Genomic DNA, 13,452 nt, shown 5'->3' on the forward strand with positions numbered 1-13,452 from the left:
GTCGTGACTACGCAATCGCAATCCACCCGGAAGTGGTGGGCGCTGGCGGTGATCGCCGCAGCGCAGTTCATGGTCATCATGGACACCTCGATCATCGGGATCGCACTGCCCAAGATGCAGGCCGAGCTCGGCTTCACCCCCGGCAATCTGACCTGGGTGTTCAACGCCTATGTGATCGCCTTCGGCGGCCTGCTCCTGCTCGGCGGCCGGCTCTCCGACCTGCTCGGCGCGCGCCGGGTATTCGGCGCGGGCTGGCTGGTTCTCGCCGTCGGCTCCGTCCTCGCGGGCGCGGCGGGCAATGTCGGCCTCGAGCTGGCCGGCCGGGCGATCCAAGGCGCGGGCGCCGCGCTGATCGCACCGTCGGCGCTCACGCTGCTGATGATGTTGTTCGGCGGCTCGCCACAGGAGCTCACCAAGGCACTCGCCGTCTACGGCGCGGCCGCACCGGCCGGTGGTACCGCGGGCGTGTTCCTCGGCGGTGTGATCACCGAATACATCAGCTGGCCTTGGGTTTTCTACATCAACATCCCGATCGCGGTGCTCGCGTTGATCGCCGTTCCGCTGCTGATGCCCGCCGCTCCCGCGCGCAAGGGCTCTATCGATATCGCCGGATCCGTCACTGTGACAGCCGGTTTGGCGGCCGCGGTGTACGCGATCGTGCAGGCTCCGGAGGCGGGCTGGGCTTCGGGCCAGACCTGGGGTGTGCTGGCGCTGGCCGCCGCGCTGCTGGCAGGCTTCGTCTTCATCCAGTCGCGCCGCGGCGAACCGCTGATGCGGCTGAGCATCTTCCGCGCGCCGAATCTCGCCGCCGCCAACTTCGCCCAGTTCGCGCTGGCCGCCGCGTGGGTGCCGATGTGGTTCTTCCTCAATCTGTACCTGCAGCAGGTGCTCGGGTACAGCGCGTTCCCGTCGGGCGCCGCGCTACTGCCGATGACCACACTGATCATGCTCGGCATGGTGGTGCTGGCCCCGAAGGCGATGCAGCGCTTCGGCGCCAAGCCGATGATCGTCACCGGCCTGATCGTGCTCGGCCTCGGCCTCGGGATCATGTCGCTGGTTCGGCCCACCGGCAACTTCTGGGTCGACGTGCTGCCCGCCTCGCTGGTGGCCGCCGGCGGCATGTCGCTGGCCTTCATCCCCTCGCTCGGCACCGCCATCTCGGCGGCGCGACCGGAAGAGGGCGGTCTCGCCTCGGGCATCGTCAACGTCAGCTACCAGGTGGGTTCCGCGCTCGGCCTGGCCGCGATGACCGCGGTGGCCGCGGCATTCGGCGCGGGCGAACTGGGCGACGCAACGGCACTGACCGACGGCTACTCGGCGGCCTTCCTCGGCGCTGGCCTGCTCGCCCTGGCAGGCGCCGGCATCACCGCGGCGGTCATGCGCACCCCGGCGATGGCCGACGCGACTGTTTGACAAAGTACCCTAGGGGGGTATGGTAATGATTGAGATCGACGACGAGGAGAACACCACCATGAGCACCACCGTCACCGTCACCGGTATGACCTGCGGTTGCTGCACCAACAAGGTGCGCGACAAGGTCGGCGCCCTGCCCGGCGTCACCGGCGTCGAGGTCGACCTGGCCGCGGGCTCGGTGACCATCGAAGGCACCGAACCCGACCGCACCGCCCTCGCCGACGCCGTCACCGCGGCCGGTTTCCAGCTCGCCGACTGAACCCGAAACGGAGCATCCCGATGAACGCAACAGGCAAGTTCGCCGGTTTCACCCTCGGCCTCGCGGCGGTCTTCGGGATCGCTCTGGCCGCAGGCGCCCTGGTCGGTCCGGAACCTTCCGAACCGGCCGGGCACGGCGAGCACGCGAGCGCGGCGCCGTCCACTGATCTGCCCGGTGGCCTGCTGGTCACCGACCAGGGCTACACGCTGGCCCTGGACAAGCCGAACACCACGACCGCGGCGCAGACACCCGTCGCCTTCCGCATCCTCGACGCCACCGGCGCCCCGGTCACCAAGTACGAGACCAGCCACGACAAGGACCTGCACCTGATCGTGGTCCGGCGGGACATGGCCGGTTTCCAGCACGTGCATCCGGTGCTGGACCCGGCCGGGACCTGGTCTGTCCCGCTGAACCTGAGCAGGGCCGGTGACTACCGCGTCTTCGCCGACTTCACCCCGGCGGGCGGGTCGAATCTGACCCTCGGCGCCGATCTGCGGGTCGCGGGCAACTACGACGTGCAGGCGCTGCCTGCCCCGGCGGCCACCGCGCGGGTCGGGGAGTACACGGTCGCCCTGAACGGCACCGTCAGCCCGGGTGCGGCGTCGAAGGTCACGCTCTCGGTCAGCCGCAACGGCGCGCCGGTCACCGACCTGCAGCCCTACCTCGGGGCTTACGGTCATCTGGTCGCCTTGCGGGCAGCCGACCTCGCCTATCTGCACGTTCATCCCGAGGGCACGCCCGGTGACGGGGTCACTCCCGCCGGTCCCGGCGTCGACTTCGTGGTGAACGCGCCGAGTGCGGGCGACTACCGCCTGTTCCTCGACTTCCAGCACCAGGGCGTGGTGCGCACGGCCGAGTTCACGGTGCGGGTCGCCCAGCCGGACGCCACCGGCGCGAGCAACCCCGCGCCGACGAGTGCACCGGCCGACCACGGCACCCCGGGCCACGGGCACTGACGTAACTCAACCCGACTCGGGCAAGGCCACCGGCGCAGCCACGGCACTGATGTAGCCCACCAGCAATCCCTCAGCAAGAATCGATACCAGGAACGAAACGGAGCACCCATGACCACCGTGACGCAACCACCGGGCACCAGCCAGGTCGAACTGGTGATCGGTGGCATGACCTGCGCTTCCTGCGCGAACCGGATCGAGAAGAAGCTCAACAAGCTCGACGGGGTCACCGCGACGGTCAACTACGCGACCGAGAAGGCCAGGGTCGACTTCACCGGTGACGTCTCCCCCGAGGAACTGATCGCCACCGTCGAGCAGGCCGGCTACACCGCGGCACTGCCCGCGCCGAAGCAGGCCGAGCCCGCCGAGGACACGGCCGCCGAGCCGGACCCGACGGCCTCGCTGCGCACGCGGCTGCTGGTCTCGCTGGTGCTCACCGTCCCGGTGATCGCGATGGCGATGATCCCGGCGCTGCAGTTCACCAACTGGCAGTGGCTCTCGCTGACGCTGGCCGCGCCGGTCGTGGTGTGGGGCGCGCTGCCCTTCCACAAGGCGGCCTGGACCAACCTGAAGCACGCCACCGCCACCATGGACACGCTGGTGTCGATCGGCGTGCTCGCCGCCTTCGGCTGGTCGCTGTACGCCCTGTTCTGGGGTACCGCGGGCACGCCGGGGATGACGCACCCGTTCGAATTCACCATCGCGCGGATGGACGGCACCGGCAGCATCTACCTGGAGGCAGCGGCGGGCGTCACCACGTTCATCCTGGCCGGGCGCTACTTCGAGGCCCGCTCCAAGCGGCGGGCCGGTGCGGCGCTGCGGGCGCTGCTCGAGCTGGGCGCCAAGGATGTCGCGGTGGTCCGCAATGGGGTCGAGACGCGCATTCCGGTGGAGCAGTTGGCCGTCGGTGACGAGTTCGTCGTGCGACCGGGCGAGAAGATCGCCACCGACGGTGTGGTGACCGAGGGTTCCTCGGCCGTCGACGCCTCGATGCTCACCGGCGAGTCGGTGCCGGTGGAGGTCGGCGTCGACGACATCGTCACCGGCGCGACCGTCAATGTCGGCGGACGGCTCCTGGTGCGCGCCACCAGAATCGGCGCCGACACCCAGCTCGCCCAGATGGCGCAGCTGGTCGAGGACGCCCAGACCGGCAAGGCGCAGGCCCAGCGGCTGGCCGACAAGATCTCCGGCATCTTCGTGCCGATCGTCATCGCGCTGGCCGTGGCCACGCTCGGCTTCTGGCTCGGCACCGGCGGCGCGATCGCGGCGGCCTTCACCGCGGGTGTCGCGGTGCTGATCATCGCCTGCCCGTGCGCCCTCGGCCTGGCCACCCCGACCGCGCTGATGGTCGGCACCGGTCGCGGCGCCCAGCTCGGCATCCTGATCAAGGGTCCCGAGGTGCTGGAATCGACCCGCAAGGTCGACACCATCGTGCTGGACAAGACCGGCACCGTCACCACCGGCAAGATGACCCTGCTCGACGTGATCCCCGCCGAGGGCGAGATCGGCAGCCGGGTGCTGGAACTGGCCGGTGCGCTGGAGGATTCGTCGGAGCACCCGATCGCGCAGGCGATCGCCAAGGGCGCGCGGGACGAGATCGGCACGCTGCCGCCGGTGGAGGGCTTCGCCAATGTCGAAGGTCTCGGTGTGCAGGGCGTCGTCGACGGGCACGCGGTGATCGTGGGCAGGGCGAAGCTGCTGGCCGACTGGTCGCTGGCGCTCGACGACAAGCTGGAAACCGCCATGGCGGAAGCGGAGTCGGCGGGCAAGACCGCAGTCGCGATCGGCTGGGACGGGCAGGCACGTGGCGTGCTGGTTGTCGCCGATGCGGTGAAACCGACCTCGGCACAGGCCATCTCGCAGTTCCGCGCGCTCGGCCTCACCCCGATCCTGCTCACCGGTGACAATGCTCGCGCGGCCCGCGCCATCGGTGACGAGGTCGGCATCGACGAGGTCATCGCCGAGGTGCTGCCGCAGGACAAGGTCGACACGGTCAAGCGGCTGCAGGCCGAGGGCAAGGTCGTCGCCATGGTCGGTGACGGTGTCAACGACGCGGCCGCCCTGGCCCAGGCCGACCTCGGCCTGTCGATGGGCACCGGCACCGATGTCGCCATCGAGGCCAGCGACCTGACCCTGGTCCGCGGCGACCTGCGCGCCGCCGCCGACGCCATCCGCCTGTCCCGCCGCACCCTGGCCACGATCAAGGGCAACCTGTTCTGGGCCTTCGCCTACAACGTGGCCGCCATCCCGCTGGCCATGGCCGGCCTGCTCAACCCGATGCTGGCCGGCGCCGCCATGGCCTTCAGCTCGGTATTCGTGGTGAGCAACAGCCTGCGCCTGCGCCGGTTCAAGTCGACGGCACAGTAGGCCTTTCGACCGGGCGGGGCGGCAAACCTATTGCCGCCCCGCCCTTTCCCGTATTCTGAGCACAACCAGCGACGACAATCTGCGCCGACGGCAGGATCTGACGCTCAGGCAACGTTGGATGCGATACCGAGGAAAAGAGAAGCCCCGCAGCACGTCGGCTCCGGGGCGTTCCCATGTGTTACCAGGAGCTCGAGTCTCCTGTATCGGATGTAATTCTAGCCGATGCTTCACCGGATCGCACCGGTTGTCACCACCAGCGATGTCTATTCGGAGGCCGGTTTCATGTCTGAGCGCACGGTGACCGTCGAGGTCACCCGCTACCTGAGCGCGCCACGTCTGGCGCCCTATCTCGCCGAGGTCGGCGGCGACCCCGCGCACGCACTCGCGTTGTACCACTGGAACTTGCAGTTGGGCAGTGCGTTTCAAGAGGTTCTCGCGGTAGTGGAAGTAGTCGTGCGTAATGCCATCGACGAGAGACTTCGTGCGTGGAACGTGACCCGCGGATCAGACCCGGCCGGCCTGCCCTACAGCACGGACTGGACACTGCGCCCGGCCCCGCCACTGTCGGGATTGCTGCGAACCGCGCTGGGCCCGGCCACCGCGCACGCAAAGCGGGCAAAGGCGAGTCGCGAACCGGGACATACACGGATGCACGCGCCGATCAGTCACGACGACGTGCTCGCCCAGTTGTCGTTCAGCGTCTGGAAGAAGCTGTTGCCGCCCGCCGCGCCCGGTAACCCCGGGCGACAGAAATTGTGGTCGAACGCGCTGGTGCAGGCGTTTCCACAGCAAGGCGTCCCGGTCGCAAACCAGTCGTTGCGAACTCCCATCGAGAACCTCGTCTACGACCGGATGGAACGGCTTGTCAGCCTGCGCAACCGAGTGGCACATATGGAGTCACTGTTGCAGGTGAACGTTCCTGCCCGGCTCAGTGACAGTCTGAGTTTGCTCGCTTATGTCTCGCCGCCGACGCGCGACTGGTGCGCTGGAATCAGCCGCGTCACCGAAGTCAACGCGGCACGGCCGGTTCGCTAGAACAGCGATTGCTCGTCGGCGGAGATCAGGAAGCCGTGGCCGCCCGCGTCGCAGCGCATGCCTTGCGGGGTGGAGGTGCAGGCGGCGCCGAGGACGACGATGGTGTCGCCGTAGTTCAGGATCTTGCCGCCGCCCTTGCGCGAACCGTCGACGGGTTCGCCGACGAAGATGCCCTGGCTGGTGCACAGGAATTCGGCTTTGCTGCCGTAGACGTGGACGGCGACCTTGCGGTTGGGGGCGTCGGTGCAGTCGGGGAGCTGGGGCGGGATGACATTCGCGTGGCCGAGCTGGCAGCCGACACCGAGCGTGCTCTGACTGACGATCCCGCACATGATGTTGCCGGTGGGCGACTGGAAGTAGTAGCTGTCGCGCTGCTGGTAGTCGCGGGCGTCGACGGTGGCGTCGTCCCGGGAGGGCAGGCCGGTCGGGCTGGGGCTGGGGCCGAGGGCAGGCGTCGGATCCGTGGAGCCCGGCACAACTGTCGGTTCGGCGCCCGGCGCACCAGTTGGCGGCGCGGCAGGCTGGGTGACGCTCACCTGTCCGCCCATCGCCGGGCCGTCCGAGCTGTCACAGGCGGCGAGCCCCCCGGCGAGCGCGACCAGCGCGGCCATCACGATTGCTGATCTCATGATCTGTCCCCTCCGTGTCCTCCCGACCCATCGAAGGAACAATCGGAAGTACGAGCGATGTCGTTTCTTTCGCTCACGGAACCGTGACCTGCCCGAGGTGAGCCCGTGACCACAGCTCCGCACGTCTGGTACGCCGCATACGGCTCCAACATGCATGCCGCGCGGTTCGACTACTACCGCCTCGGCGGCACGCCACCGGGAACCGGGCACACCTATCCGGGATTCGTCGACCGCACCGCGCCTGCCGACATCGCCGCCCTCACGCTGCCTGGGACCCTGTATTTCGCCTGGCAGAGCCTGGTGTGGACGGGCGGCGTCGCGTTCTACGCCGATCACCCGGCGCCCGGATGGCCGACCGGCACCGCGGCCCGCGGATACCTGATCACCGTCGGCCAGTTCGCCGACCTGCTGGCCCAGGAGATGTACCAGACCCCCGGCGCGAGCTTCGACCTGCCGCGGGTGCTCGCCGCCGGCGTGCTGCGGCTCGGGTCCGGCCGCTACGAGACCGTGCTGCACGCGGGTACCAGAGACGGCATCCCGATCCTGGTCTTCACCGCGCCGTGGGACCCGGAAACCGTGGTGTTGCAGCGTCCATCGGCTCGCTACCTCGCCATGATCGGGGCGGGTCTGCGCGAATCACACGGCTGGGATATCGACCGCATCGTCGAGTATCTGCGAGTGCGACCCGGTGTCGCCGGGAACTGGGACACTCGCGAACTGCGCCGCGCGCTGACCGGGGACCGTTTCGCGCAACGGCCACTCGGGTAGACAATCGAACTGGAGAATTCGACGCGTCCAGGAGCGGGTGCATGGAGTGGTTCCCGGCACCGGAGTACTGGCAGGGCAGGCTGATTTTCCAGCGTGGCCTGGCGGTGGTCTACGCGCTCGCGTTCCTGGCGGCGGCGCTGCAATTCCGCGCGCTCCTCGGCGAGCGCGGGATGCTGCCGATCCCGCGCTACCTGGCGCGGACCCCGTTCCGCCGGTCACCGAGCCTGTTCCACCTGCACTACTCCGATCGGTTCTTCGCCGTCCTGGCCTGGTCGGGGGCGGCGCTGGCGGTGGCCGTCGCGGTGGGGGCCGCGGATCTGGTGCCGCTGTGGGCGTCGATGCTGCTGTGGTTCGTGCTGTGGGTGCTGTATCTGTCGATCGTCAATGTCGGGCAGACGTGGTACTCCTTCGGCTGGGAATCACTGCTGCTCGAGGCGGGATTTCTGGCGATCTTCCTCGGCAACGACACCGTCGCGCCGCCGCTGCTCGTGCTGTTCGCCGCGCGCTGGCTGCTGTTCCGGGTGGAGTTCGGCGCCGGGCTGATCAAGATGCGCGGCGATCGGTGCTGGCGTGACCTGACCTGCCTGTACTACCACCACGAGACCCAGCCGATGCCGGGTCCGCTGAGCTGGTTCTTCCACCATCTGCCCCGGCCGCTGCACCGGGTGGAGGTCGCGGCCAATCACGTCGCCCAGCTCGTCGTGCCGTTCGGGTTGTTCATGCCGCAGCCGGTGGCGAGCGTGGCCGCCTGCCTCATCATCGTCACCCAGCTGTGGCTGGTGTTCTCCGGCAATTTCGCCTGGCTGAACTGGGTGACGCTGCTGCTCGCCACCACCGCCGTCGACGCGCGGACCTACCCGGTGCTGCCCGACGCGCCACCGGTGCCGGCGCCACCGGCGTGGTTCATCGGGGCGGCGCTCGCCTACGTCGCGCTGGTCACCGTGCTGAGCTTCTGGCCGATCGACAACCTGCTGTCCTCGCGTCAGGCCATGAACGCCTCGTTCGACCCGTTGCACCTGGTCAACACCTATGGCGCCTTCGGGAGCATCACCCGTGTGCGCGAGGAGATCGTGATCGAGGGCACCGATGACACCCACCTCACCGCGGACACGGTGTGGCGCGAGTACGAGTTCAAGGGCAAACCGGGTGACCCACGGCATCGCCCCGGCCAATTTGCGCCCTATCACCTGCGGCTGGACTGGCTGATGTGGTTCGCCGCGCTGTCACCGTCGTACGCGCGGTCGTGGGCGCTGCCGCTGGCCGCGCGATTGCTGTGCAACGATCCCGACACGCTGCGGCTGGTACGGCACTGCCCGTTCCCCGACGCACCGCCGCACTACCTGCGCGCCCGCCTGTACGAGTACCACTTCAGCACGCCCAAAGAGCTCTTCCGCGAGCGAATATGGTGGCGCCGCACCCTGATCGGCGAATTCCTGCCGCCGCTGACGCTCGAGCGGATCGCCCGGCGCTGACAACCGGAAAAGCCCGGCGACATGGTGTCGGCCGGGCTTTTCGTTGAGCGGATGACGAGATTCGAACTCGCGACCCTCACCTTGGCAAGGTGATGCGCTACCAGCTGCGCTACATCCGCGTGCAATTCGAGGCCCGATCCGGGATCACCGGGGGCTTCGGCGTGCGAGAAGAAACTTTAGCGCGTGTTCCCGGAAAAACGAAATCCATGCGCACAGCTGTTCGACAGCCGCGGTGAGGTCGCCGGGAGCCCCTTGTCGGCGAGTCGCGCGTTAAGCGCGCGACAAGGAATCGGAAGCCCTTGCCCGGAAAGCTCTTTCGCGGGCCGGCAGACACCGCCGGCACTACAGGAGGAGCGGGATGAAGACTCTGGGGCTGATAGCGGCGGGTGTCGCTGTGACCACCGTGACCATCATGGGGGCCGGTCCGGCGCACGCCGACTTCACCGACGCGGTGGAGTACACCGACAGTGGCGAGAACGTGGAGGAGGGCGAGTACGGCGACTACGCGATCGACCGGAACAACCCGGGGTCGTGCCTGGTGGTCCAGAACCACACGGGCGGCAAGGTGACGCTGCGGTTGAACTACCCGACCAGCAAGGGCAAGTGGACGTTCTCCCACGACGAGGTGGGGGTGCTCACCCGCAACGGCCGGGTGGTGACCTCGCCGTCCGGACGCTGGAACGTCCGGACGAACCCGCCGATCGTGTTCAACTGGGTCTACGACGACGACCTGAACAACCGTAAGGGTTGCAACGGGTCGTGGGTGTTGACCATGAACTGACCGGGGTGTGGCCCGGAGCAGCGCCGCTCCGGGCCGTGCACCGGCCGGGTGTCGCTACCCCGCGGTGACGACCGGCTCGAAGGCGGCGCGGTGGTCGGCGGCCCACTCGGCGTAGCCGCGAGCCGGGCGGCCGAGTACCTCGGCGATGTCGCCGGAGACCAGCTCGTTGTGGCCGTCGCGGATGAAGGTCTGGCCGATCAGGGCGCCGTCGACGAAGGCGGGTGGGAGGCCCGCCGACGTCATGAAGGCGCGGGCGTCGGCTTCGGCGATATCGGTGACGGGGACCGGGCGGCCGATGATCCCGGCGAGGACGGCGGCCTGGTCGCGGCCGGTCTGCAGGGTGGGGCCGGTGAGGGTGTAGGTCCGGCCATCGTGCGCGCCGGTGCGCAGGGCTGCGGCGGCGACCTCCGCGACATCGCGGGGGTCGACCACCGCCTGTCTGCCGTCGCCGGTGAGGTTCGGCACCGGCGAACCGGTGGTCAGCGGTTCGATCCAGCTGAAGGTGTTGGACGCGAAGGTGTTGGGGCGCAGGATCGTCCACTCCAGGCCGGAGTTCCGCACGGCTTCCTCACCGGGGACGTGCCAGGAGCCCGGGGTGCCGAGGCGGGGGTCGCCGGTGCCGACGGCGGAGAGCTTCACGACCCGGCGGACACCGGCGGCGCGGGCCGCCGCGACGAGTGCGGCGTCGACGCCGGTGTCGTCGGGGCCGGGGAGGCCGTTGAGGAACGCGGCCTCGATGCCCGTCATCGCGGGGGCGAAGGTGTCCGGCTCGCGGTAGTCCACGCGGACCACCTCGACGCCGGCGGGAAATGCCGCGTTATCGGGGTCGCGGGTGGCTGCCCGGACGGGCACGCCCTCGGCGACGAGCTGACGGACGATGGCGCTGCCGATGGTGCCTGTCGCACCGGTGATCAGGATCATGCGACGAGCATGGCAACTCCCCTGCCTGCGGCTATAGGAAAAACCGGCACAGACAAGGCGAGCCGCTGCACCTACTGTTGACCAGGTGAGCACGCAGTATCTGACCTCGGCCCAGCTCGAGACACCGGTGCCGACGCCGGAATCCCTGCGGCCCTGGCTCACCGAGCTGACCAGTACACCCGTCTACGACGACCTCTCCCAGCCGTTCGCCCATCCGCCCGTGGCGTCGACGACGGTGGTGCTGCGTACCGAACAGTCGGGCAGGAGAGCGGCTTTCGTCGTCGGAGCGCAGTCGAAGGCGTCGTACTCCCTGGCCGACGAGCCCGCCGGGTGCGTGCGGTTGCGTCTGGCGCCCGGAGTGACCCGTCAGCTGCTCGGCGTCGCCGCTGGTGAGCTCACCGACCGGGTCGTGCGGCTCGACGACCTGCCGGGACCACTGAGCTCTGCCGCGAGCGAACTGACCCAGCTGCCCGCCGACGAGGCGATCGCCTACCTGGAAGACGTTCTCCCGCAACAAATCTCCGAATCCGGCACCGAACGCGCGCACCGCATCGTGCTGCGCGAGGCCATCTCGGCACTCACCGCCGACGACGCGCCGCCGATCCCCGATCTCGCCGCCCGGCTCGCCGTCAGCGAACGGCAGTTGCGCAACCTGTTCGCCACCGGGATCGGCCTGTCCCCCAAGCACTTCGCCCGCATCGACCGCGTCCGCCGCGTCCTCGCCTACGCGGGCAACACACCCTGGTCCCACCTGGCGGCGGACTCCGGCTACTACGACCAATCCCACCTCACCGCCGACTTCCGCACCCTCATGGGTGTCCCACCCGCGGCGTATCTGCACGGCAGGCTCCCCGCACCGAGCCGCTGCCGGGTGCCACGCTGAGCGATGACGCACCCACCCGGATCACCGCCGTTGCGTCAGCGACGCTGCGACAGGTGACCGGGTGGCGGCGAAGTCAGGCTTCCGGGTTCTCCTGCTGCGCGGCCTTGCGGGCGAGACGTTCGGCCGCTTCGGCGTCGTCGAGGGCGGTGGCCTCCTCCAGGGTGGGTGCGCTACCGCCGAGGCGGCGTGGGACCCAGTAGGCGCCGGCCTCGTGTTCGTAGGATTCCTGTAGCTCGGCGAGCAGTCGCTGCATGGTGGTGCGAAGCTCCGCGGTGAGGTCGGCGGCGGGTTCGTAGGGCTGGATAGGGGTGCCGACGGCGATCGAGATCGGGGTGTTGGTGCGGCCGAGGCGCTTGGGGAAGCCCTTGGTCCAGACGCGCTGGGCGCCCCAGATGACGATCGGGATGATCGGGACGTCGGCTTCCAGTGCCATCCTGGCCGCGCCGGACTTGAATTCCTTGATCTCGAAGCTGCGGCTGATCGTGGCCTCGGGGTAGACGCCGACGAGCTCGCCGTCGCGCAGGTATTGCACCGCCGACTCGTAGGAGTCGGCGCCGGCGGTGCGGTCGACCGGGATGTGCTTGAGGGCGCGCATGATCGGGCCGGAGATATTGTTGTCGAACACCTCCTGCTTGGCCATGAACCTGATGTAGCGACCAGGGGTGCGCGCGGGCAGTCCCGCGTAGGTGAAGTCCATGTAGCCGGTGTGGTTGATCGCCACCACGGCACCACCGGAGGCGGGGATGTTCTCCGCCCCCTTGACGGTGAACTTCAGACCTTCGAGGAAGAAGACGGTTCGGGCCAGGCCGATGATCGACCGGTAGACGGGTTCCACAATTCAGCTAGCGTAGTCGCAGATCGCCGCTTCCGGCAGGGCTGCCGTCCTCGCGCGCCACCCCGCCGGATCGCGGCGTTTGCCGCGCGGGGCGAATTCGCTTCGCGCGCACCGGTCTATCCCCGGCGAGCTCGCTCGCCCCGCCAGTCACCGCCCGCGCCGAAACACGCGGGTGCCCCGGCCCAGGAAGAGGAACGTCGTCGTGGAACGCGCTCAGCCGACCCCGCTCACTCCGACCCGCCCGCGCCGCGCCGTCGCGCTGGCCGCGGGACTCACCGTCACCGCCGCCCTGATCGCCGGATGCGACTCCGTCTCGGGCATCCCCGGCGACGATCCGGCCCCGGCGGGCACCACCACCGCAGCGCCGACAACCACGTCGACCGCCACCCAGGCGATCGCGCCCGGCGAGCCGGCTCCGACCGGGGCGACGACCCCGCTGCCCGCCGACGCGCCGCAGGTCGGGGCAGTGCCCGGCGCCGCCGACGCCGTGACCGCGGTGCGCCGCTGGGCCGTCGACCTGAAGACCGGCACGATCGCCGAGTTGCAGGACAAGTGCTGGACGATCCCGCCGCGCACGGTCACCGACATGTACGCCGACCCGCAGGCGATCCTGGACGCGCTCAGCCGGCCAGGTACCGCGACCGCCGACACCGTCACCTGGCGCAACCGCACCACCACCGTCACCGTGGAGCGCGAGTCCGTCGCCACCGGGTACGCGTGCGGGCGGGTGTTCGCGGCGGGTGTCGAGCCCGGTTACGACGAGGCCGACGCGCGCCACACCGTGCGCCGCTACCTCGCGCGAGCCGCGGGCAAACCACTCGACCCGGCCGACATCGAAGCCACCCATCCGCTGACCTGCGAGGCAACCCTCACCACCTGGGATCCGCAGGGCACCGGCAACCCCACAGCACCCCCGCTGACCGGCGACTCGGCCAAAGTAGGCAATGTCACCTCCTACGCCGGTGAGGAGCTACGATCCGACCAGGTTCGCGGCGACTACCTGGCAGTTCACGTCCCGGTGACCACCTCGCCCGGGGGCACGCGGACTCGAACTTTCACCGTCGCCCCCACCGGCGAGGGCTATTGCATCGGTGACGTGACGGCCTAACCACTACCCTGGTTGGCTGGTACTGGTC

13 protein-coding genes and 1 tRNA gene are annotated in these 13,452 nt (G+C 69.3%); 10 read left to right on the top strand and 4 right to left on the bottom strand.

Going from position 1 to position 13,452, the window contains the following annotated elements; translation table 11 throughout:
* Nucleotides 1–3 precede the first annotated feature (3 nt).
* The 5 genes from ACFWF2_RS09615 (at nucleotide 4) to ACFWF2_RS09635 (ending at nucleotide 6,027) form a co-directional block, all read left to right on the top strand.
* Nucleotides 4–1,413, top strand: a complete 1,410-nt coding sequence (locus ACFWF2_RS09615; RefSeq protein WP_379306377.1) for an MFS transporter — start codon at nucleotides 4–6, stop codon at nucleotides 1,411–1,413.
* Nucleotides 1,414–1,432: 19 nt separating this feature from the next.
* Entirely contained in the window at nucleotides 1,433–1,672 is a 240-nt protein-coding gene (locus tag ACFWF2_RS09620) for a heavy-metal-associated domain-containing protein (RefSeq protein WP_229740050.1), read from the top strand.
* 20 nt (nucleotides 1,673–1,692) lie between these two features.
* Nucleotides 1,693–2,628 carry a hypothetical protein gene (locus tag ACFWF2_RS09625; RefSeq protein ID WP_379306379.1) on the top strand — a complete coding sequence of 312 codons (936 nt, stop codon included), beginning with the start codon at nucleotides 1,693–1,695 and terminating at the stop codon, nucleotides 2,626–2,628.
* Between the two features lie 108 nt (nucleotides 2,629–2,736).
* Nucleotides 2,737–4,992: a heavy metal translocating P-type ATPase gene (locus ACFWF2_RS09630; RefSeq protein ID WP_379306381.1), complete on the top strand. Its 2,256-nt coding sequence runs from the start codon at nucleotides 2,737–2,739 to the stop codon at nucleotides 4,990–4,992.
* Nucleotides 4,993–5,214: 222 nt separating this feature from the next.
* On the top strand, nucleotides 5,215–6,027 hold the full coding sequence (locus ACFWF2_RS09635; RefSeq protein WP_379306383.1) for a hypothetical protein: 813 nt from the start codon (nucleotides 5,215–5,217) through the stop codon (nucleotides 6,025–6,027).
* Here ACFWF2_RS09635 and ACFWF2_RS09640 read toward each other — a convergent pair.
* Nucleotides 6,024–6,656, bottom strand: coding sequence for a DUF6636 domain-containing protein (locus ACFWF2_RS09640; protein WP_379306385.1), 633 nt, complete (start codon nucleotides 6,654–6,656; stop codon nucleotides 6,024–6,026). The two genes, ACFWF2_RS09635 and ACFWF2_RS09640, sit on opposite strands and share 4 nt — an antisense overlap.
* Before the next feature lie 105 nt (nucleotides 6,657–6,761).
* On the opposite strand from ACFWF2_RS09640, the gene ACFWF2_RS09645 reads away from it, so the two are divergent.
* Nucleotides 6,762–7,424, top strand: coding sequence for a histone deacetylase (locus ACFWF2_RS09645; protein WP_379306386.1), 663 nt, complete (start codon nucleotides 6,762–6,764; stop codon nucleotides 7,422–7,424).
* A 41-nt stretch (nucleotides 7,425–7,465) separates the two neighbouring features.
* A complete protein-coding gene (locus tag ACFWF2_RS09650) occupies nucleotides 7,466–8,896 on the top strand; it encodes a lipase maturation factor family protein (RefSeq protein ID WP_379306388.1) in 1,431 nt (476 codons plus the stop codon).
* A 46-nt stretch (nucleotides 8,897–8,942) separates the two neighbouring features.
* Here the strand turns inward: ACFWF2_RS09650 and ACFWF2_RS09655 are convergent.
* A tRNA-Gly gene (locus ACFWF2_RS09655) sits at nucleotides 8,943–9,015 on the bottom strand.
* A gap of 239 nt (nucleotides 9,016–9,254) precedes the next feature.
* Between ACFWF2_RS09655 and ACFWF2_RS09660 the strand changes: the two genes are divergently transcribed.
* On the top strand, nucleotides 9,255–9,677 hold the full coding sequence (locus ACFWF2_RS09660; protein WP_379306389.1) for a hypothetical protein: 423 nt from the start codon (nucleotides 9,255–9,257) through the stop codon (nucleotides 9,675–9,677).
* Between the two features lie 54 nt (nucleotides 9,678–9,731).
* Here the strand turns inward: ACFWF2_RS09660 and ACFWF2_RS09665 are convergent, their stop codons facing one another.
* Entirely contained in the window at nucleotides 9,732–10,598 is an 867-nt protein-coding gene (locus ACFWF2_RS09665; protein WP_379306391.1) for an NAD(P)H-binding protein, read from the bottom strand.
* Nucleotides 10,599–10,683: 85 nt separating this feature from the next.
* Between ACFWF2_RS09665 and ACFWF2_RS09670 the strand changes: the two genes are divergently transcribed.
* Nucleotides 10,684–11,481 carry a helix-turn-helix domain-containing protein gene (locus ACFWF2_RS09670; RefSeq protein ID WP_379306393.1) on the top strand — a complete coding sequence of 266 codons (798 nt, stop codon included), beginning with the start codon at nucleotides 10,684–10,686 and terminating at the stop codon, nucleotides 11,479–11,481.
* Nucleotides 11,482–11,554: 73 nt separating this feature from the next.
* Here the strand turns inward: ACFWF2_RS09670 and ACFWF2_RS09675 are convergent, their stop codons facing one another.
* Complete coding sequence (locus ACFWF2_RS09675) at nucleotides 11,555–12,316, bottom strand: lysophospholipid acyltransferase family protein (RefSeq protein WP_379306395.1); 762 nt, start codon at nucleotides 12,314–12,316, stop codon at nucleotides 11,555–11,557.
* 202 nt (nucleotides 12,317–12,518) lie between these two features.
* Here ACFWF2_RS09675 and ACFWF2_RS09680 point away from each other — a divergent pair, with 202 nt between their 5' ends.
* A complete protein-coding gene (locus ACFWF2_RS09680) occupies nucleotides 12,519–13,424 on the top strand; it encodes a hypothetical protein (RefSeq protein WP_379306397.1) in 906 nt (301 codons plus the stop codon).
* Nucleotides 13,425–13,452 lie beyond the last annotated feature (28 nt).

The sequence above is a fragment of the Nocardia sp. NPDC060259 genome (assembly GCF_042728775.1).
Lineage (GTDB): Bacteria > Actinomycetota > Actinomycetes > Mycobacteriales > Mycobacteriaceae > Nocardia.

Coding starts and splice junctions, on each gene's coding strand:
- ACFWF2_RS09620 (WP_229740050.1), top strand. CDS start 1,433: ATGGTAATGATTGAGATCGACGACGAGGAGAACACCACCATGAGCACC.
- ACFWF2_RS09625 (WP_379306379.1), top strand. CDS start 1,693: ATGAACGCAACAGGCAAGTTCGCCGGTTTCACCCTCGGCCTCGCGGCG.
- ACFWF2_RS09630 (WP_379306381.1), top strand. CDS start 2,737: ATGACCACCGTGACGCAACCACCGGGCACCAGCCAGGTCGAACTGGTG.
- ACFWF2_RS09635 (WP_379306383.1), top strand. CDS start 5,215: ATGCTTCACCGGATCGCACCGGTTGTCACCACCAGCGATGTCTATTCG.
- ACFWF2_RS09640 (WP_379306385.1), bottom strand. CDS start 6,656: ATGAGATCAGCAATCGTGATGGCCGCGCTGGTCGCGCTCGCCGGGGGG.
- ACFWF2_RS09650 (WP_379306388.1), top strand. CDS start 7,466: ATGGAGTGGTTCCCGGCACCGGAGTACTGGCAGGGCAGGCTGATTTTC.
- ACFWF2_RS09660 (WP_379306389.1), top strand. CDS start 9,255: ATGAAGACTCTGGGGCTGATAGCGGCGGGTGTCGCTGTGACCACCGTG.
- ACFWF2_RS09665 (WP_379306391.1), bottom strand. CDS start 10,598: ATGATCCTGATCACCGGTGCGACAGGCACCATCGGCAGCGCCATCGTC.